We start from the raw sequence: 18725 nt of genomic DNA, 5'->3' as shown, positions 1-18725 counted from the left end.
TCTCAGCGGCGCGCGGGTTCCGGCGTGCGGCCCAGCATCCAGGTGATCCGCAGCGCATCCCACAGCGAGGGCAGCAGGATCAGCGGCACCGGCACCGCCGTGATCACGATGAAGCTTTGCAACTTGCCGATGCCGCCCGCGCCGGTCGAGATCAGGATCAGCGCCATGACGCCCATCGCCATCCCCCAGAAGGCGCGCAGCCCGGCCGAAGGTTCGCTGTCGGACATGGTCGCCGAGATCACATAGCTCATCGAGTCGCTGGTGGTGGCGACGAAGAACATCGTCAGCGCCAGAAACAGGATCGACAGGATCAGGCCCAGCGGCATGGCCTGGGTGATCGCCAACAGACCGGCGGGCAGGTTGAAGCCCTCGAACGGACCCGAGATGACGCCCGGTTCGGCAATCTCGAAGAAGATGCCCGAGCCGCCGATGATCGTGAACCAGAAATTGGTGATGATCGGGGCGATGATCGACAGCATGACGATGATCTGGCGGATCGACCGTCCGCGGCTGACGCGGGCGATGAAGATGGCCATCAGCGGCCCATAGCCCATGAACCAGCCCCAGAAGAACACCGTCCACCAGCCCAGCCAGCCCGGATCGCCGAACACGCCCGCCTCGCCGCGATACAGGGTCAGATCGAAGAAGTGCGTCAGATAGACCTGCATCCCGCCGAAAAAGCCCGCGAAGATCTCGGTCGTGGGGCCGGCGATCAGCATGAAGACCAGAAGGATGACGGCAAGGATCACGTTGATCTGGGACAGCACCTTGATGCCCTTGGCAAGCCCGGTGACCGCAGAGACCGTATAGACCCCCACAAGCGCCAGAACGGCAATGGCCTGGGTGGTGAAGTTGTCGGGGATGCCGGTCAGCGCGTTCAGCCCATAGGACATCTGCAAGCCCAGAAACCCGATCGGACCGACAGTGCCCGCAACCACCGCGATGACGCAGGCGGCATCGGCGATCAGGCCGATCGGCCCATGCAGCGCGCGATCCCCGAAGACCGGGTAAAGCAGCGTTCGCGGCGCAAGCGGCAGACCCTTGTCATAGTGATAATGCATCAGCATGACGGTCGTCAGCGACCCCAGGATGGCCCAGGCCAGAAATCCCCAATGCATGAAGCTTTGTGCGAGCGCGGCGTTGGCGATGGCGCGCGAATCCTCGCCCAGATCGCCGAAGACCGGCGGCGTGGACAGGAAATGCGCAATCGGCTCGCCCGCCGCCCAGAACACGCCGCCCCCGGCCAGCAGGGTGCACATGATCATCGCCCCCCAGCTGAAGATGTTGAATTCCGGCACGCTCAGACCGCCCATGACCGTTCTGGAGCCGGGCAGAACGCACAGCAGCAGACCGATCAGGAAGGTCGCCAGCAGCAGGACTTGCCAGTACAGGCCAAAATACCGCGCCGAAAAGTTGAACCCCGCATCGACAAGGGCGGAAAGCCCGTCGATGTCGACAAACGCATAGGCGCAGAAAAGGGCGATGAACCCGCCGGTGATCGCAAACAGCGTCTTGTCGATCCGCGCCGATGCGGGGCCGGTCTGTGGTGTCGTGATATCGGTCACTTCTGTTCCTCCCAGAACATCTGAATGTCGTGCGTCACTCGGCCGCGCGTCTGGCCTCTTCCGATTGCGCGGTGTCCGCGCCGAAGCTCTGCTCGAAAAAGGTCAGCCAGTTGTTGCCCATCACGCCGTCGGCCGTGGTCTGGTCCAGCCCGGCCGCGCGCAGCCCGTCGCGGATCGCCGCCAGATCGCGATTGTCGCGGAACCAGTCGGGCATGGGCGGAAAGCCGGGCGCGTCGGCGCTGCCTTCGCCGTAATCGATGGTCTTGGTCCAGCGGCCGACGCGCATCCATTCGACGATGCTGTCGGGCTGATCCTGGCACAGATCGGTCCCGATGCCGACGCCGGTCGGGCCGACCAGTTCGACCGCAAAGGCGGCCATGTCGCACCACGATTGCAGCGTGCAGGCGCTGCCGTCCTTCAGGTGGTGCGGATAGGCCGACAGGCCCAGAAATCCGCCGCTTTCCCCCAGGGCGCGCAGAAGCGCGTCGGACTTGTTGCGCAAGGCGGGGTGCCAGCTTGCCGGATTGGCGTGGGTGATGGCGATGGGCCGCGTCGAATGCGCGATCGCCTCGAAGGTGGACCGCTCGCCGGAATGGCTCATGTCGACCACAAGGCCCACGCGGTTCATCTCGGCCATGACGGCGCGGCCCATGCGGGTCAGACCGGTGTCCTCGTCCTCGTAACAGCCCGACGCCAGCAGCGACTGGTTGTTATAGGTCAGCTGCATGAAGCGCAGGCCAAGCGTGTGCATCACCTCGACCAGCCCGATATCGTCCTCGATGCAGGACGGGTTCTGCGAGCCGAAGAAGATCGCGGTGCGCCCGGTCTCGCGCGCAACTCGCACATCGGCGGCGGTCCGGCCGTGAAAGATCAGGTCCGGATAGGTCTCGAACCAGCGGTTCCATTGCTCGATGTTCAGGACCGTCTCGCGGAACGTCTCGTGATAGGCGATGGTGACGTGGACTGCATCCACCCCGCCCGCGCGCATCTGGCGAAAGATCTTTTCGGACCAGTTGGCGTATTGCAGCCCGTCGATCAGAAAGTTCATTGCGGCTCTCCTGCGGCGACATAGGCGGTCTTGACCGTGGTGTAGAATTCGGCGGCATAGGCGCCCTGTTCGCGCGGGCCATAGCTTGACGCGCCGCGCCCCCCGAACGGCACGTGATAATCCGTGCCCGCCGTCGGCAGGTTCACCATGACGCAACCCGCCCGCATGTTGGCGCGGAAATGGCTGGCGCGGGCCAGCGAACGGGTCATGATGCCGGCCGTCAGCCCGAACTGCGTGTCATTGGCCAGCGACAGGGCTTCGTCATAGCTGTCGGCGCGCTGCACGGCCGTGATCGGCGCGAACATCTCTTCGCGGTTGATCCGCATGTCGTTGCGGGTATCGGCGAACACGGCGGGGGCCATGTAGAAGCCCTCGGTCGCCATGTCGGGTCGGTCGCCGCCGCACAGCAACTCGGCGCCCTCGGATTTGCCGATGTCGATATAGTCGAGGTTTTGCGACAACTGCCCTTCGCTGACCACCGGGCCGATCTGGGTGCCGTCCTGCAGCGCGTGACCGACCTTCAGCGCGTTGGCCGCCGCGACCAGTTTTTCCACGAAGGCGTCATGCACCGAGGCGTGCACGATCAGGCGGCTGGCGGCGGTGCATTTCTGCCCGGTTCCGCCAAAGGCCGAATTGGCGGCATGGGTCACAGCCAGATCAAGATCCGCGTCATCCATGACGATCAGCGGGTTCTTGGACCCCATCTCCATCTGCAGCTTGGTCATGTTCTGAATGGCCGACGCCGCGATCCCGCGCCCGACCGGCACCGAGCCGGTAAAGCTGATCGCATCGACCTGCGGGCTTTCGACCAGACGCTGACCCACATCCCGTCCCGGCCCCGGGACCAGGTTGAACAGCCCCTTGGGGATGTCCTGACGCGCGATGATCTCGGTCAGCGCGACGGCGCTGGCGGGGGTGACATTAGCGGGTTTCCACACGACCGCGTTGCCGAATGCCAGCGCCGGCGCGATCTTCCACGACGGCGTGGCCACGGGAAAGTTCCACGGGCTGATGATGGCGACGACGCCCACAGGCTCGCGGCGCACGTCGATCTCGATGCCGGGGCGCACGCTTTCGGCCAGATCGCCCTGCTGGCGCAGGACTTCGCCGGCGAAATAGGTGAAGAACTGTCCGGCGCGATAGACCTCGCCCTTGCCTTCGGCCAGCGGCTTGCCCTCTTCGCGCGACAGCAGGCGCCCGATCTCTTCCGCGCGCGCCATCAGTTCGGTCCCGATCGCCATCAGCACGTCATGTCGCTTCTGGATGCCGGCGGCCCACCACAGCGGCTGCGCCCGGCGCGCGGCGTCAAGTGCGGCGTCAAGCTGCGATGCGTCGGCCTGCGCATACATGCCGATCAGATCGGACGTGTCCGAGGGGTTGCGGTTCTCGATCTGCGAGGCACCGTCGCTCCAGGTTCCGTCGATATAAAGTTGCGTGCGATCGGTCATGGGTGTCTCCTCTTTGCTGAGGAAATGACTAGACGATGCGCGTGCATTCAGTCACTCTAAAAGAAATGAAGCTTCTTTCAGGTTATCTGAATGTCAATCAAGCTCGAGATGCTGCGGACCTTCAGCATCGTGGCGCAGAAGGGGACGCTGTCGGGGGCGGCCCGGGTGCTGGGCCGCACGCCGTCGGCCGTCTCGATGGTGCTGACGCAGCTTGAGGACCATGTCGGCGCGCCGTTGTTCGAGACCGACCGCAAAAGCCGGCTGACCCCGTTGGGACAGCTTATCCTTGAGGAAAGTCAGCGGGCGACCGATGTGTTCGACAAAAGCATCGACGCTATCCGCCGCCACGCGATCTCGTCGGTCGGGATCGTGCGCATTGCCGCGGTGCCCTCGGCCACGGTCGCGCTGTTGCCCAAGGTCATCGACCGGTATCGCACGACGCATCCCGATGTCCGGATCGAGATCAGCGATGTCGACACCGCCGCGGTGCGGCGCCGGGTTCAGCGCGACGAGGCCGATATCGGCATCCTCTCAGCCAGACCGGGCGATCCGCCCGAAGGAGAGGGAATTCTTCGCGACGATCTGGGCATCGTCTGCGTCGAAGGCGGGCCGGTCCACCGCGCGCATCTTGCCGCCGAAGGTCGTTCCGACTGGAACCTGCTGACCCATGAGCCCCTGATCGCCAATCCGCTGTGCAATCTGGTGGACGATCCGCTGGTGCGGACGCTGCTGGACGGCAGCAGGCTTGAGGCGCGCAACACGACGGCGATCCTGTCATTTGTCCGGCGCGGGCTGGGCGCCAGCATCCTTCCCTTCGACGCGGTCAGAAGCCAACCCGCGGGCGTCGAGTTCTTCGTGCCGTCCACGCGCCTCAGCCAGCGCGAATTGCGCAAGATCAGGCAGGACAAGGACCGCACAGGCCCGCTGATCATGGATTTCTGGTCGCTTCTGAGCGGATAGCGGGCAGGTGGCGATGCGGGTCGATGTGAATGATTCCGCGGATGCTTGGCGCGGCGCAACGGCTCGGCGGCGGCTACATGTTCTGCTGCGGCGGAAAGGTCCTGTCGTGAACCGCAAGAGGACGAAGGCTCTACCGGGAGGAAGGGCTGGCGGTGCACATGCGACGGGGGCGCAAGAAGGCGAAACGCGGGCATCGCTGCTGACGGCGGATGCCCGGTTACAGCGCCGCAATACCTCGTTCGGTGCTCCCCGGCGCGCCCCCGACAGGAACGCGCGCGGATGCTGGCCCGGACATTCCGAGCCTTACGAAAAATCCCGAGTCAGTTCAACGCGAACTCATCGTCCCTTGCTGACTACGCGCTCTCGCGCTATTTCCTGAAAACGTATGCACACGGATAAAAGCGTCATTGGAGAGAAGAGCGTGGATAATTCCGAGTCGGCAGCGGACGCAATTGCGCGGGCAAAGCGTCTGATCCGCCACTACTACGCGGCTCTGGACAAGGCTGACGGCCCCCAACTGGCCGATGCCATGGTGCGGTTCTGCGCCGAGGATCTTGTGTGGCGCGGCTTTCATCCCTTCAACGAACTGACCGGGCCGCGCGCTGTCGCCGATCAGTTCTGGACACCGCTGAAATCCGCGCTGCGGCACATGCAGCGGCGGATGGACCTGTTCTTCGCCGGGCGGAATGAAATCGACGGGTTCCAGTCGGTCTGGGTTGCCTCGATGGGGCATCTGATGGGGCTGTTCGACCGGCCCTGGCTTGGCATTCCGCCCACGCGCCGGATCGCCATGCTGCGCTATGCCGCGTTTCACAAGATCGAGGGGGACCGGATCGTCGAGACCGCGATGTTCTTCGACATCCCGCATCTGATGGTGCAGGCCGGGCTGCACCCTTTTCCTCCGCAGACGGCGGCGCATCTGGTCCAGCCGGGCCCGATGACCCATGACGGGCTGCTGTTCGACGAACAGCCGCCGGATGAGGGGCGGCGCACACTGGCCGCCATCGACTTCATGCTGAACGACGTGGCGACGTGGAAGAATCCGGATGAGATCGCGCTGGTCGACGAATTGCGCCGCTCGTGGAACGAGGACATGATCTGGTGGGGTCCCGAAGGGATCGGCGCCACATATACCCTGGAACGGTATGCGGAACAGCACAGCGGTCCGTTCCGCGCCGCCTTTCGCGACCGAAGGTTCAATGGCCATCTGTGTCGCATGGCAGAGGGCAGGTTCGGCGGGTTCTTCGGCTGGCCGAACCTGACCCTGACCCCGACCGGCGGCTTCATGGGCATGCCGGGCAGCGACCGGCCGGGCGACATGCGCGTCATCGACATGTATCGGCGCGACGGCGACAAGCTGAGCGAGAACTGGATCTTCATCGACCTGCTGCATTTCTGGAAGCAACAGGGGCTGGATGTGCTGGACAGGATGCAGTCGCTGAGCGGGCGATAAGCCCCCGGAAAAGTGACGATCCCCGCGCGGCAAAGCGATCCAGCCTGCGCGTCACCAGAGGCGGGAACGGGCGCTGATCGCACACGGATTCCCGGTTCCCGACCCTTGGCCGCCACTTTCTCACCGCAACGAGAGTGCGTTTTCTATTGATCCGAATCGCCGACTGCGTCACATCTGTTGAATACGAATGCAAACGTGACGTGGCGCATCAAGGGGAATCCATGGCGGAAATCCAGCTTCGCAACATCTCGAAACGGTGGGGCAGTTTCGTGGGGGTCGCCAATTTCGACCTGACCATCGCCGACCGCGAATTCCTGGTCCTGCTGGGGCCTTCGGGCTGCGGCAAGACCACCACCATGCGCATGATCGCCGGGCTGGAGGATGCGACCGAGGGCGACATCATCATCGACGGCAAGCGGGTCAACAATCTGGACCCCAAGGACCGCGACGTGGCGATGGTGTTCCAGTCCTACGGTCTCTATCCGCATATCGACGTCTACGAGAATATCCGCTTTCCGCTGAAGGTGCGGAAGGTCGATCCGGCCACGCATGACGAACGGGTGATGCGGGCCGCGCGCATGGTCGAGCTCGAGGATTTCCTGCACCGCAAGCCGGCCGAACTGTCGGGCGGCCAGCGCCAGCGGGTCGCTTTGGCCCGCGCCATCGTGCGCGAGCCGAACGTGTTCCTGATGGACGAGCCGCTGTCGAATCTGGATGCCAAGCTGCGCGTCTCGACCCGCGCGCAGATCAAGAATCTCAGCCACGAATTGCAGGTGACGACCGTCTACGTGACCCATGACCAGGTCGAGGCGATGACGCTGGCAGACCGGGTGGTGGTGATGAAGAAGGGGGTCGTCCAGCAGGTCGGCTCGCCCACCGAGATCTATGACCGGCCCGCCAACACCTTCGTGGCCAGCTTCATCGGATCGCCGGCGATGAACCTGATCACGGGGCGGATCACGCACGGCACCTTCGCCGGCCACAATGTCGAGATCGGCGGACTGGACGCGCCCGACGGCGAGGTGGTGCTGGGTTTCCGGGCCGAGGATGCGGCGCTGTCCGATGTGCCGGCCCAGATCAACGGCCGGCTCTACACGATCGAGCTGCTGGGCGACGCCACGATGCTGGCGGTTCGTGCCGGCCGCGAGATGGTCTCGGTGAAGGCGGGCAAGGAATTCCGCGCCGAGATCGGCGACAGGGTGTCGTTCTCGGTCCCGACAAACATCTGCCATCTGTTCGACGCCGGGACCGGAGAGCGCATTGCGTAGGGTCCCCGGCCTCTGGGTGAACGGAAAAGATGCGGCGACACGGACCGCATCATCGCAACACAGGGAGAAGACGACGATGTTGAAGACACTGGCACTTGCCGGCGCGGTCGCGCTGACGGGCACGGCTGCCTCGGCGGCGTGCGCCTATGACAACAAGACCCAGATCAGCCTGCTGGCCGCCGCGTTCGAGGCGTGGAAGGCCGTGGCCGACGCCATGGCCGAATGCGGCAACTTCAAGGCAGAACTGGACCAGGAATTCCGCACCAAGCAACCGGCCGCCTTCGCGGCCAAGCCGCCGCTGTATCAGCTGGGCGGCGTGTCGAACGGCACGATCACCCCGCTGATCAACGACGCGACCATCCGGCCGCTGGACGATCTGGTCGCCAAATACGGACAGGACCTGTCGCCCAACCAGCTGATCCGCATCGACGGCAAGATCATGGCGATCGCGATGATGGTGAACACCCAGCATCTGCAATATCGCGGCGACGTGCTGACGGATCTGGACATCGCCGTGCCCGGAACCTGGGACGAGGTTCTGGCGGCGGCCGACGCCATCAAGCAGGCCGGTGCCGTCGACTATCCCCTGGGCGCGACGATGAAATCCGGCTGGGATCAGGGGCTGGATTTCATCAACCTGTTCTACGGTCATGGCGGCGAGATCGTGGACGAGGCCAACCAGCCCACGATCAACAACGAGGCGGGCGTCAAGGCGCTGGAAACGATGAAGGCGATCACGGCCTATCTCGATCCAGAATACACGGTGTCGGATTCGACCTATGTCCAGCAGCAGTTCCAGCAGGGCAAGATCGCCATGGCGAATTTCTGGGCCAGCCGCGCCGGCGCGTCGGGTGCCGAGGGCGAAAGCCAGGTCGTGGGTCTGGTCGAAACCGCCGCCGCACCGCGCGCGGTCCCCGACGGACCGCCCGCCACCACGATCTGGTGGGACGGGCTGGTGATCGCCAAAAACATCAGCGACGAAGAGGCCGAGGCCGCCTTCCAGCTGATCGTCGAGGGGCTGGACACCGACATGGTCCAGGCCAACAACGACGCGGCGATCTGGCTGGTGCCGGGATACGAGCCGACGCGGCTGGCCAAGGGCGCGATCGAGACGCTGAACGCGCAGCCGCCCGCCCGCGCCTATCCCTCGACCGTGGCGATGGGGCTGATGCACACGGCGCTTGGCAACGGGACCAGCGATTATCTGACCGGCGCCAAGGATGCTGAAACCACGCTGGCCGATATCGAGGACGCCTATGTCACCTCGGCCAGGGAAGCCGGGCTGATTCAATAGGAATGCGCCGCCGGGCGGCATCAGGCCGTCCCGGCGCCATCACCCGCCCGCCACCGAAAAGGGGCCCCGCATGAAATTCCGGACCTTCGCAGCCTTCGTCGCGCCGTCGCTATTCATGATGATCCTGTTCATCGCGGTGCCGCTGGTCAGCGTCCTCATCCAGAGCTTCTATGTCACCCAGCCAGTCTATGAACGGATCGAGGTCGAAAGCTGCACACCCGGCTTTCCCCAGCCCGTCTGCACCACCCGCACAAGCAGCCGCCCGATGCTGGACGAAGGCGGCGACGTCGTCACCCAGACGCAGTTCGTCGGTCTGCAAAGCTATCGCAACCTGATCCAGCCCGACCGGGTCCGGGCCGCGCTGGCCGCCGGAAGCTGGGACCAGCTGATGACCATCGACTTCTGGCGGGCGCTGCGCTTCACGCTGTTCTTCACGCTGATCACGCTGCCCATGGTGATCGTGCTGGGCCTGTCCATCGCGCTGGCGGTGAACAACGCCGTGCATTCGTTGCGCGGGCCGGTGATCTTCATCTCGCTGCTGCCCTTCATCATCACGCCCATCATCGGCGGGCTGTCCATCAGATGGCTGTTCATCGGCGACGGCATCCTGACCTCGGGTCTGGAATGGCTGCTGGCCCGGAACATCTCGATGTTCTCGCAGGCATGGACGCTGGAACTGATGATGATCATCTATCGCGTCTGGCACGTCGCGCCCTTCGCCTTCGTCATCTTCTACGCCGGCCTTCAGACGGTGAACCAGGACACGCTGGAATCGGCCATCATCGACGGCGCGAACCGGTGGGAACGGCTGCGCTATGTCATCGTGCCGCATCTGATGCCGCTGATCATCTTCATCGCGCTGATCCATCTGATGGACTGCTATCGCGTGTTCGAGGAGATCATCGCCTTTTCGTCGCAAAGCTACGTCATCTCGCTGCAATGGCTGACCTATGACCTGCTGTCGCCCGATCAGGCCGGCAACCGCGCGATCAGCCGCGCCTCGGCCTCGGCGATGCTGACGATGGTGGGGATCGTGATCCTGCTGATCTGGCCGCTGCGCCGCACCTGGCGCGAACACAAGGGGAGCCACTGACATGGCCAATGCCAAGGCACTTCGACAGCCGGCCAGCCTGCGGCTGACCTCGGCCGGGTTTCTGACGCTGTGGTGCATCCTTGCGGCCTTCCCGATCTTCTGGATCGCGGTGATGAGCTTCAAGTCCCCCGTCGATGCCTTCGCCTCGAACCCGATGCACGTGATCTTCGGACCGCAGACGCGGGCCGAGGGGCACGGGCTGTCGGTGATCGACATCGTTCTGGGGCTGCTGGTCCTGTGGCTGTCGATCCGCTTCGCCTTCAACGGCCTGCCGCAGATGGTCAACCGCTTCACCCAGCCGGGCACCGTGGTGATGGGCTGGATCGTCGCCGCGCTTGGCTATGCGGTGACGTTCATCCTGGTGTTCTTCGTGCTGCTGCCGGTGCTGCTGTCGGGGCTGAACGCCATTGCCGGCCCGCTGGGCGATCCGATCATCGGGCTGACCACCCAGCATTACAAGTCGGTCTGGGTGGACAACCAGTTCTATCGCAACTTCATCAACTCGATGATCGTCACCGGCGGCGTCGTGACGGTGTCCCTGACCGTCGGCACGCTGGCCGGCTACGCGCTGGCGCGGGCCGGCACGGGTCTGGCCTTCTGGCTGCTGATCGTCGCGCTGATCTTTCGCGCGCTGCCGCATTCGGTGCTGGTCGCAGGCTATCTGCCGGTCTTCATCAACTCGTCCGAGATCCTGCGCCCGATCCTGGGCGACGCCGCGCCCACCCTTTACGGCCAGCCCTATGCGGTGATCGCGGTGCTGGTCGCCATCAACCAGCCCTTCACGATCTGGATGCTGCGCTCGTTCTTCCAGAACATCCCGACCGAGTTGGACGAGGCCGCGCGCGTCGATGGCTGTTCGCATTTCCAGGCGTTCCGGCGCGTCATCATGCCGGTGATGTGGCCGGGCGTCATCACCACCGGCCTGTTCAGCTTTCTTCTGGCCTATAACGACTTTCTCGTGGCCTCGCTGCTGCTGGACGCGCAGAACCAGACCATGGTCCCGGCCATCGCCAGCTATTTCAACCGCGAAACGACCACCACCGACCAGGTCGAGGCGGTGGCGGCCGCCGTGTCGATCACGGCGCCCCTGTTCCTGCTGGTCATGGTGTTCCAGCGCCAGATCGTGTCGGGCCTGACGGCGGGGGCGGTGAAGGGCTGATGGGACGAAGGATGCGACGCGGGGCGCGCCGGCGCCACCCGGCCCTGAACCGGATGCCTCGGGATTTCCTGCGGGCGGGGGTCATCCCCGCCGCCGCTATCCCGACACTCCACAAGGACGACACATCATGAAAGGGTCCAGACCCGAACAGGCGGCGCGCAGCCGCGATACCGACCTTGGCAAGACCGACGACACCCGCGCCATGATCGAATCGATGGTGGACGGGCTGAACGACCATCGCATCGACGATATCGGCCAGTTCTTCGCCCAGGGCTTTCGCTGGATCGGCAATCAGGGCTGCGGCACCAAGATCGGGTTGCAGCAGTTCCAAGACAACTGGCAGCGCCCCTTCCAGGCCGCCTTCTCAGACAAGATCTGCATCGACGAGGCGCGGCTTTACATGGGCGAATGGGCCGCCGCGTTCGGCCGGCAAGAGGCCACGCATTCGGGCGAATTCATGGGTGTCGCGCCCACCGGCAAGCGGGTGCAGATCCGCTACATGGATTTCTGGAAGGTCGCGGACGGCAAGATCGTGGACAATTGGGTAATGGTCGATTTCCCGCTTGTGCTGGCCCAGCTTGGCATCGACGTGTTCGACGGCTATGGGTGGGAGGCGTTCGACCGCGGCGAACGCACGCCCCCGCGGCCCGACGGGGCCGGGGCATGAAGGACATGGAACAGGACCGCCACAGCGCCCACAAGGCGCGCATAGCACCACTGCGCGCGGCGATGCATGATTTCGACGAGGCGGGGGTCCGCGCCGCGCTGGACGACCTGTTCACCCCCGACGCCGTGATCCGGCTGGCTTTCCCTTTCGGCGACATGGCCGGGCCGGGCGCGTTCTATGACCGCGCCTATGCGCCTCTGTTCGCGGCCATTCCCGATCTGGAACGCCGCGACGTCATCGTAATGGCCGGGCCGACGCCGGAAGGGGCGGACTGGGTCGGCTGCTGCGGCCATTATTACGGCATTTTCGCCGCACCGTGGCTGGACATCCCGCCGACCGGCCATCTGGTCCATATGCGGTTCCACGAATTCTTCCGCGTCGAAGACAGGCGCGTGGTCGAGTTTCAGGGATTGTGGGATATTCCCGAGGTGATGATGCAGGCGGGCGCATGGCCGATGACGCCCTCGCTGGGGCGTGAATTTCATATACCCGGCCCGGCGACGCAGGACGGCATCGTGCCGGGACCGTGGGACAAGGCGCAGGGAACCGCCACCTGCCGGCACATCATCGACATGCTGGCAGCCCTTGGCCGCCACCCCGCGCAGGGCGGTCCCGAGGTGATGCAGATGGGCCGCTTCTGGCATCCCCGGATGACCTGGTATGGCCCGGCCGGCATCGGCACGGCGCGCGGGATCGACGGCTTCCGCAACTGGCACCAGATTCCGTTCCTGGCCGCCATGCCGGATCGGGGGCAGCATCGGCAGGGCATCAGTCACCACTTTTTCGGCGACCGCAACTATGCCGCCGTCACCGGCTGGCCGAACATGATCCAGACCATCAGCCATGGCGGCTGGCTGGGGATTCCGCCGGCGAACAGGCGCGTCACCCTGCGCAGTCTCGATTTCTGGCGTCTGGAAAACGGCCTGATCCGGGAAAACTGGGTGCTGGTCGACCTGCTGGACATGTATGACCAGATCGGTGTCGATGTGCTGGGCCGGATGCGCGAATTCAACAAGGCGCGGCCCGGTTTCGACACCTTGACCGGAAAGGCCAATGCATGAGTTTACCCCGCACACCCTCCTTTCGGCTGGATGGCCGGCACGCGCTGGTCACCGGGGCGTCCTCGGGAATCGGGCTGGCCTGCGCGGTTGCCCTGGCGGGCGCCGGGGCGCAGGTCACGCTGGCCGCGCGCAGCAAGGACAAGCTTGACGACCTCGCCCGGCAGATGGCGGCCGAGGGGATGACGGCCGCTGTGCTGCCCTTGAACGTGGCCGACATCGCCGCGACCGAATCCGCCATCGCCCGCGAAGGCCCGTTCGACATCCTGGTGAACTCGGCCGGGCTGGCCCGCCACGGCCCGGCGCTGGACACGACCGAAGCCGATTTCGACGCTGTCAGCGATCTGAACCTGAAGGGCGCGTATTTCCTGACCCGCGCCGTCGCGGCCGGGCTGATCGCGGCGAAACGCCCCGGCAGCCTGATCAACATCTCGTCCCAGATGGCACATGTCGGCGGCATCGACCGCGCGGTCTATTGCGCCACGAAACATGCCGTGGACGGTTTCACCAAGGCGATGGCCGTCGAATGGGGCCGGCAGGGCATCCGCGTCAACACGATCTGCCCGACCTTCATCCGCACCGCCCTGACCAAAAGCACCTTCGCCAATCCCGAACGCCGCGCCTGGATCGAGGACAAGATCAAGCTGGGTCGCGTGGGCGAGGTCGAGGATCTGATGGGCGCGGTGGTCTTTCTGGCATCCGACGCAGCTTCCCTTGTCACCGGCACGGCGCTGATGGTGGATGGAGGCTGGACGGCGGAATGAGCAGGGAAAAAGTCACCTCGGTCGATGTGGCGCGGCATGCGGGGGTCAGCCAGTCCGCCGTCAGCCGGGTGTTCACGCCCGGCGCCTCGGCCTCGGCGTCCGTCAGGGCCAAGGTGCTGAAGGCCGCGGCCGAGCTGGGCTATCGCCCCAACCCCATCGCGCGGGCCATGATCACCGGCAAAAGCCGCATCGTCGGCCTGATGGTCGCCTATCTGGACAACCAGTTCTATCCGCTGGCCCTGGAAAAACTGTCCTACGCGCTGCAGGCGCGGGGCTATCACATCCTGCTTTTCATGGTGCCGCAGCGCAGCCGCGAGATCGGCACCATCGTGCAGGAACTGATGGATTACCAGGTCGAGGGGATCGTGACCGCCTCGGTCTCTATGTCCAACGAACTGACGGGGCTGTGCGTCTCGGCCGGCATCCCCATCGTGCTGTTCAATCGCGGGCAGGACGATCCGCGCCTGACGACCGTGACGTCCGACAACATCGGCGGCGGGCGGGCGGTGGCCAATTTCCTGGTCGCCGGCGGCCATGACCGCATCGCCCATATCGCCGGCTGGCAGGAATCCTCGACCGGACGGGACCGGACGGCGGGGCTGATCGCGGGGCTGAAGGATCACGGGCGCGAGCCGGTGGCGGTGGTGGACGGCATGTATGACCGCGACACCGCCGCCAGCCTGACGCGCGACCTGTTCGGACGCCCCGACCGGCCCGACGCCGTGTTCGTGGGCAACGATCACATGGCCTTCGCGGTGATGGACGTGCTGCGCCACGAACTTGGCCTGTCGGTGCCGGGCGACGTGTCGGTGGTGGGCTATGACGACGTGCCCATCGCGGCCTGGCCGTCATACGCCCTGACCACGATCCGCCAGCCGGTCAACCGCATGGTCGATGCCACGATCGACGCGCTGATGTCGCGGATCGAGGGCGACACCCAGCCCCGCAAGTTTCACATCGCCGGCTCGCTGATGATCCGCGGCTCGGCACGAACGCCGAAGGTATAAGGACATGAAGGACTTCGATCCGAAATGGAAGGATTTTCCGGGCTACATCATCGGGATCACGAAAGAGATCTGGGAAGATCGCGGCATCGCCACGCTGGACCATTATTACGGCGAAAACATGCCCGTCCGCTCGCCCGCCTCGATCGTGGTGGGCAACCGCAATGTCGTGGCGGCCACCATGGCGACCTTGGCCGAGTTTCCCGACCGCACCCTTCTGGCCGAGGACGTGATCTGGTGCGAGGGCAACGATGACGGGCTGCTGTCCTCGCACCGCCTGCGCTCGACCGCGACCCATGCTCGCCCGGGCGTCTATGGCCAGCCGACCGGAAAAAGGCTGATCTATCGCATCATCGCCGACTGTTTCGCCCAGGCCAACCGGATCACCGATGAATGGCTGATCCGCGACCAGGGCGCCATCGTCCGCCAGCTTGGCTGGCAGCCGAAGGATTTCGCCCGCGACCTGATCGCGCGAGAGGGCGGGCCGGAAAACTGCGTCCAGCCCTATCTGCCGGAAAACGACGTGGCCGGCCCCTATACCGGCACGGGCAACGACAACGAATGGGGCGCGCGTTACGCCGACATCCTGTCGCGGATCATGCGCGCCGATTTCACCGTCATCCCGGCCGAATACGACCGCGCCGTGATCGGCGAGTATCCGGGCGGCGCGACCATGCACAGCCATGGCGGCGTGGACGAATTCTGGCTGGGCCTGCGCGCCAGCTTTCCCCATGCCGATTTCACGATCCATCACACCATCGGCCGCGACGATCCGCTGATGCCGCCGCGCGCGGCCATCCGCTGGTCGCTGGACGGCACCCATGACGGATGGGGCGCCTTCGGCGTACCCACGGGCAAGCGCGTGCACATCATGGGGATGGCACACGCGGAATTCGGACCGTGGGGCCTGCGCCGGGAATACGTGCTTTACGATGAGGTCGCCATCTGGAAACAGATCCTGATGCAGACCGGCGAGGTGTGACATGACCCCCCTGGTCCTGCTGCCGGGCATGATGTGCGACGCGCGGCTGTTTGCGCCGCAGATCGCGGCGTTCGGCGGCGCGCGCGCGGTCCATCTGGCGCCGATCACCAACCACGACACGACCCTTGCGCTTGCGGCCGAGGTGCTGGCCCATGCGCCGCCGCGTTTCGCGCTGGCGGGGCTGTCGATGGGCGGGATCGTCGCGATGGAGGTGCTGGCGCAGGCCCCCGACCGCATCGCGGCACTGGCGCTGCTGGATACGAACCCACGCGCCGAACTGGCGCAGGTGAAGGCAGGGCGCGGCCCCCAGATGGACCTTGTGCAGGCCGGCCGGCTGCGCGAGGTGATGGCCGGGCAGATGATCCCGAACTACCTGCCCGAAGGCGTCGAAGATGCCGCGATCCGCGATCTTTGCCTGCAGATGGCGATGGATCTTGGCCCGGATGTGTTTCTGCGCCAGTCGCGCGCCCTGCGCGACCGCCCCGACAGGCAGGATGTCCTGCGCGGGGTGCGGGTGCCGACCCTGATCCTCTGCGGGCAGCAGGACCGGCTGTGTCCGGTCGAACGGCACCAGCTGATGCACGAGCTGATCCCCGGATCGCGGCTGGTGGTTCTCGAGGATGCCGGCCATCTGCCGGTGCTGGAGAAACCCGACGAAACGAACGCGGCGCTGGCGCGCTGGCTGGAGGAGACATGACCCCGGATCTGCTGAAACGGCTGCAATCCGTCGATACGCCCACCGTCTGCAACGCCATCGAGGTCGCCCATGGCCGGCGGGGTTTCGACGCTTTCACCCGCGGCACGGTGCTGTGTTCCGACCCGCAGGGCGGCGCCGTCGTGGGCTTCGCCCGCACCGCACGCATCGCCGCGCGACTTCCCTCGGACGAGGGGGGCGACATCATCCGCAGCCGCCGGATGGACTATTACCGCTATATGGCCAACGCCCCCCGCCCCTCGGTCGCGGTCATCGAGGATGTGGACGGCCCGGACGCCATCGGCGCCTATTGGGGCGAGATCAACACAAGCGTTCACAAAGGTTTCGGCATGGCCGGCGCGCTGACCAACGGGGTGATGCGCGATCTGGGCGATCTGCCCAAGGGTTTTCCGGTCATCGCCGGATCGGTCGGCCCCAGCCACGGCTTCGTGCATGTGCGCGATATCGACCAGCCGGTGACGGTTTTCGGCCTGACGGTCAAGCCGGGCGATCTGGTCCATGCCGACCGTCACGGCGCGGTGGTAATCCCGCCCGATGTCATCGACGGGCTGGACGGTGCCATCGACAGGCTGCTGGCGACCGAACGCATCGTGCTGGACGCCGCCCGGGCACCCGGCTTCGACTTCGCGCAGTTCGAGGCCGCATGGACGGCGTTCGAGAGGGCGCGAACCTGATCGGCGGCTGGCGCCGTTGACGAAGAAGGACCTTTGGGCCCTATTCTCCGAAGCGGCGCCGAAACCCCGTTTAGGAGATGCGACATGAGCGATGAGGAAAAGCCGAAGCTGCTTTCGGGCGGCAATCCGCAGATACCGAAAGGTTACGGCGATCAGCCGGTTCGGGCGTATATCAAGGCGATGCCCGGCTGGAAACAGACGATCGGCCGCAAGCTGGATGCGCTGATCCAGGAAACCGTTCCCGATGTGCAGAAAGCGGTCAAGTGGAACTCGCCATTCTACGGCATGCAGAAAGACGTCTGGTTCCTCAACTTTCACTGTTTCACGAAATACGTGAAAGTCGCTTTCCTGGAAGGCGCAAAACTCGACCCGATGGGCTCTGTTGCACAAATCGGCTGCTGATCGGACTTCCCCTTTCCCCGGACAGATTTATCCTGCGACCTCTGTGATGGGCGTGCCGAGCGCGGTGAAGCCGTTGAGCACGGCGACGCGCACCTGGAACTCCGCGACCTGACGGTCGAACTCGCGTGCGGATAGGCGCTGACCCAGCAGCTTGACGCAGTGCATCTTGGTTTCTGCGCGGCTTCGGCGGTGATAGCCGCTCCATCGTCGCCAGATTGTCCGCCCGACGCGCTTCGATGTGCGCAGGATCTCGTTGCGGGCGACAGCCCCGGCTGTGTCGGGCTTCCAGGGCTTGGCGTTCTTGCGAGGCGGGATGATCGCCGCGGCACCGCGCGCGGCGATGGCGTCGTGGCACTTGCGGGTGTCGAAAGCACCATCTGCCGTGACGCTGGCGATCTCCTGGTCGGGTGGTATCTGGTCCAGAAGTTCGGGCAGCATGGGCGCGTCACCGACGTCGCTGGTGGTGAACTCGGCCGCCCGGATTTCCAGTGATTTCTCGTCGATCCCGATGTGGATCTTGCGCCAGACCCTGCGCTTCGTGCCGCCATGTTTGCGGGCGTTCCACTCGCCTTCACCCTCGACCTTGATCCCGGTGCTGTCGACCAGCAGGTGCAGCGGACCGGCCGATCCGCGGTAGGGGATGTTGACCTTCAGGGTCTTCTGGCGCCGCGACAGCGTGCTGAAGTCGGGCACCGCCCAGTCCAGGCCGATCAACCGCAGCAGGCTCTCGACGAAGCCCGTCGTCTGCCTGAGCGCCATCCCGAACAGCACTTTCATCGTGAGGCAGGTCTGGATGGCTGCGTCGCTGTAGTCCGCTTGTCGCCCGCGCTTGCCAGTCGGCGCGGCCTTCCACGTCATGGCGGGGTCGAACCAGATCGTCAGAGAGCCGCGGCGCTTGAGCGCTTGGTTATAGGCGGGCCAGTTCCTGGTCTTGTAGATCGGGGGTGTCGGTCTGCTCATGCAGTCAAGCTACCACGCTGGATTCACGAGATGAATCCCTCACGCGATTTGTGCAACAGAGCCACCCTGCACTGCTTCTTTTGCTTTTGCTTTGAAACTGCGAAGCCGCGCCCCGTCGATCTGCCCGTTGAGGGAGCGGCCAGCCTGAAGGCGGCGGTGATTCCGGTGGTTCTGCACTACACGACCGCAGACCCACTGGCGTGACGGCCGA

General features: G+C 65.1%; 18 protein-coding genes and 1 pseudogene. 15 read left to right on the top strand and 4 right to left on the bottom strand.

What is annotated here, in order from left to right:
* Window positions 1-2: 2 nt before the first annotated feature.
* From JHW45_RS03795 to JHW45_RS03785, 3 genes are read right to left on the bottom strand one after another with little or no spacing between them, the layout of a single operon-like run.
* Window positions 3-1565, bottom strand: coding sequence for a BCCT family transporter (locus tag JHW45_RS03795; RefSeq protein WP_272859623.1), 1563 nt, complete (start codon window positions 1563-1565; stop codon window positions 3-5).
* Between the two features lie 34 nt (window positions 1566-1599).
* On the bottom strand, window positions 1600-2613 hold the full coding sequence (locus tag JHW45_RS03790; protein ID WP_272859622.1) for a membrane dipeptidase: 1014 nt from the start codon (window positions 2611-2613) through the stop codon (window positions 1600-1602).
* Window positions 2610-4061, bottom strand: coding sequence for an aldehyde dehydrogenase family protein (locus JHW45_RS03785; RefSeq protein WP_272859621.1), 1452 nt, complete (start codon window positions 4059-4061; stop codon window positions 2610-2612). The genes JHW45_RS03790 and JHW45_RS03785 overlap by 4 nt, the downstream gene beginning before the upstream one ends.
* A 90-nt stretch (window positions 4062-4151) precedes the next feature.
* Between JHW45_RS03785 and JHW45_RS03780 the strand changes: the two genes are divergently transcribed.
* The 14 genes from JHW45_RS03780 (at window position 4152) to JHW45_RS03715 (ending at window position 17554) form a co-directional block, all read left to right on the top strand.
* Window positions 4152-5021: a LysR family transcriptional regulator gene (locus JHW45_RS03780; protein ID WP_272859620.1), complete on the top strand. Its 870-nt coding sequence runs from the start codon at window positions 4152-4154 to the stop codon at window positions 5019-5021.
* A 421-nt stretch (window positions 5022-5442) separates the two neighbouring features.
* Complete coding sequence (locus tag JHW45_RS03775; protein ID WP_272859619.1) at window positions 5443-6474, top strand: nuclear transport factor 2 family protein; 1032 nt, start codon at window positions 5443-5445, stop codon at window positions 6472-6474.
* Window positions 6475-6695: 221 nt separating this feature from the next.
* Complete coding sequence (locus tag JHW45_RS03770; RefSeq protein ID WP_272859618.1) at window positions 6696-7742, top strand: ABC transporter ATP-binding protein; 1047 nt, start codon at window positions 6696-6698, stop codon at window positions 7740-7742.
* A gap of 76 nt (window positions 7743-7818) precedes the next feature.
* Entirely contained in the window at window positions 7819-9036 is a 1218-nt protein-coding gene (locus tag JHW45_RS03765; protein ID WP_272859617.1) for an ABC transporter substrate-binding protein, read from the top strand.
* 70 nt (window positions 9037-9106) lie between these two features.
* Window positions 9107-10129 carry a carbohydrate ABC transporter permease gene (locus tag JHW45_RS03760; protein WP_272859616.1) on the top strand — a complete coding sequence of 341 codons (1023 nt, stop codon included), beginning with the start codon at window positions 9107-9109 and terminating at the stop codon, window positions 10127-10129.
* 1 nt (window position 10130) lies between these two features.
* On the top strand, window positions 10131-11288 hold the full coding sequence (locus tag JHW45_RS03755; RefSeq protein WP_272859615.1) for a carbohydrate ABC transporter permease: 1158 nt from the start codon (window positions 10131-10133) through the stop codon (window positions 11286-11288).
* 127 nt (window positions 11289-11415) lie between these two features.
* On the top strand, window positions 11416-11955 hold the full coding sequence (locus JHW45_RS03750; protein ID WP_272859614.1) for an ester cyclase: 540 nt from the start codon (window positions 11416-11418) through the stop codon (window positions 11953-11955).
* Complete coding sequence (locus JHW45_RS03745) at window positions 11952-13016, top strand: ester cyclase (protein ID WP_272859613.1); 1065 nt, start codon at window positions 11952-11954, stop codon at window positions 13014-13016. Before JHW45_RS03750 ends, JHW45_RS03745 begins: the two co-directional genes overlap by 4 nt.
* On the top strand, window positions 13013-13777 hold the full coding sequence (locus tag JHW45_RS03740) for an SDR family NAD(P)-dependent oxidoreductase (RefSeq protein ID WP_272859612.1): 765 nt from the start codon (window positions 13013-13015) through the stop codon (window positions 13775-13777). Before JHW45_RS03745 ends, JHW45_RS03740 begins: the two co-directional genes overlap by 4 nt.
* Window positions 13774-14784 carry a LacI family DNA-binding transcriptional regulator gene (locus tag JHW45_RS03735; RefSeq protein ID WP_272859611.1) on the top strand — a complete coding sequence of 337 codons (1011 nt, stop codon included), beginning with the start codon at window positions 13774-13776 and terminating at the stop codon, window positions 14782-14784. Before JHW45_RS03740 ends, JHW45_RS03735 begins: the two co-directional genes overlap by 4 nt.
* Window positions 14785-14788: 4 nt before the next feature.
* Window positions 14789-15763 carry a nuclear transport factor 2 family protein gene (locus JHW45_RS03730; protein ID WP_272859610.1) on the top strand — a complete coding sequence of 325 codons (975 nt, stop codon included), beginning with the start codon at window positions 14789-14791 and terminating at the stop codon, window positions 15761-15763.
* A gap of 1 nt (window position 15764) precedes the next feature.
* Window positions 15765-16460 (top strand): alpha/beta fold hydrolase, encoded by a 696-nt coding sequence (locus JHW45_RS03725; protein WP_272859609.1) that lies wholly within the window; start codon window positions 15765-15767, stop codon window positions 16458-16460.
* Window positions 16457-17152 carry an RraA family protein gene (locus JHW45_RS03720; protein ID WP_272859608.1) on the top strand — a complete coding sequence of 232 codons (696 nt, stop codon included), beginning with the start codon at window positions 16457-16459 and terminating at the stop codon, window positions 17150-17152. Before JHW45_RS03725 ends, JHW45_RS03720 begins: the two co-directional genes overlap by 4 nt.
* An 84-nt stretch (window positions 17153-17236) precedes the next feature.
* On the top strand, window positions 17237-17554 hold the full coding sequence (locus JHW45_RS03715) for a DUF1801 domain-containing protein (RefSeq protein WP_272859607.1): 318 nt from the start codon (window positions 17237-17239) through the stop codon (window positions 17552-17554).
* Window positions 17555-17581: 27 nt separating this feature from the next.
* On the opposite strand, the gene JHW45_RS03710 is transcribed toward JHW45_RS03715, so the two are convergent.
* Window positions 17582-18514, bottom strand: coding sequence for an IS5 family transposase (locus JHW45_RS03710; protein ID WP_119136892.1), 933 nt, complete (start codon window positions 18512-18514; stop codon window positions 17582-17584).
* A 99-nt stretch (window positions 18515-18613) separates the two neighbouring features.
* Between JHW45_RS03710 and JHW45_RS03705 the strand changes: the two are divergent.
* Window positions 18614-18718, top strand: a pseudogene (locus tag JHW45_RS03705) (acyl-CoA transferase); the annotation flags it as partial.
* Between the last annotated feature and the right edge of the window lie 7 nt (window positions 18719-18725).

Origin of the sequence: Paracoccus stylophorae (assembly GCF_028553765.1) — a bacterium.
Classification (GTDB): domain Bacteria; phylum Pseudomonadota; class Alphaproteobacteria; order Rhodobacterales; family Rhodobacteraceae; genus Paracoccus; species Paracoccus stylophorae.
This window is presented reverse-complemented; position numbering and strand designations above follow the sequence as displayed.

Bases quoted from the DNA above. Each gene is read 5' to 3' on its own strand.
- JHW45_RS03790 (WP_272859622.1), bottom strand. From the start codon at position 2,613: ATGAACTTTCTGATCGACGGGCTGCAATACGCCAACTGGTCCGAAAAG.
- JHW45_RS03740 (WP_272859612.1), top strand. From the start codon at position 13,013: ATGAGTTTACCCCGCACACCCTCCTTTCGGCTGGATGGCCGGCACGCG.
- JHW45_RS03710 (WP_119136892.1), bottom strand. From the start codon at position 18,514: ATGAGCAGACCGACACCCCCGATCTACAAGACCAGGAACTGGCCCGCC.
- JHW45_RS03780 (WP_272859620.1), top strand. From the start codon at position 4,152: ATGTCAATCAAGCTCGAGATGCTGCGGACCTTCAGCATCGTGGCGCAG.
- JHW45_RS03715 (WP_272859607.1), top strand. From the start codon at position 17,237: ATGAGCGATGAGGAAAAGCCGAAGCTGCTTTCGGGCGGCAATCCGCAG.
- JHW45_RS03760 (WP_272859616.1), top strand. From the start codon at position 9,107: ATGAAATTCCGGACCTTCGCAGCCTTCGTCGCGCCGTCGCTATTCATG.
- JHW45_RS03735 (WP_272859611.1), top strand. From the start codon at position 13,774: ATGAGCAGGGAAAAAGTCACCTCGGTCGATGTGGCGCGGCATGCGGGG.
- JHW45_RS03725 (WP_272859609.1), top strand. From the start codon at position 15,765: ATGACCCCCCTGGTCCTGCTGCCGGGCATGATGTGCGACGCGCGGCTG.
- JHW45_RS03770 (WP_272859618.1), top strand. From the start codon at position 6,696: ATGGCGGAAATCCAGCTTCGCAACATCTCGAAACGGTGGGGCAGTTTC.
- JHW45_RS03785 (WP_272859621.1), bottom strand. From the start codon at position 4,061: ATGACCGATCGCACGCAACTTTATATCGACGGAACCTGGAGCGACGGT.
- JHW45_RS03745 (WP_272859613.1), top strand. From the start codon at position 11,952: ATGAAGGACATGGAACAGGACCGCCACAGCGCCCACAAGGCGCGCATA.
- JHW45_RS03730 (WP_272859610.1), top strand. From the start codon at position 14,789: ATGAAGGACTTCGATCCGAAATGGAAGGATTTTCCGGGCTACATCATC.
- JHW45_RS03750 (WP_272859614.1), top strand. From the start codon at position 11,416: ATGAAAGGGTCCAGACCCGAACAGGCGGCGCGCAGCCGCGATACCGAC.
- JHW45_RS03765 (WP_272859617.1), top strand. From the start codon at position 7,819: ATGTTGAAGACACTGGCACTTGCCGGCGCGGTCGCGCTGACGGGCACG.
- JHW45_RS03720 (WP_272859608.1), top strand. From the start codon at position 16,457: ATGACCCCGGATCTGCTGAAACGGCTGCAATCCGTCGATACGCCCACC.
- JHW45_RS03755 (WP_272859615.1), top strand. From the start codon at position 10,131: ATGGCCAATGCCAAGGCACTTCGACAGCCGGCCAGCCTGCGGCTGACC.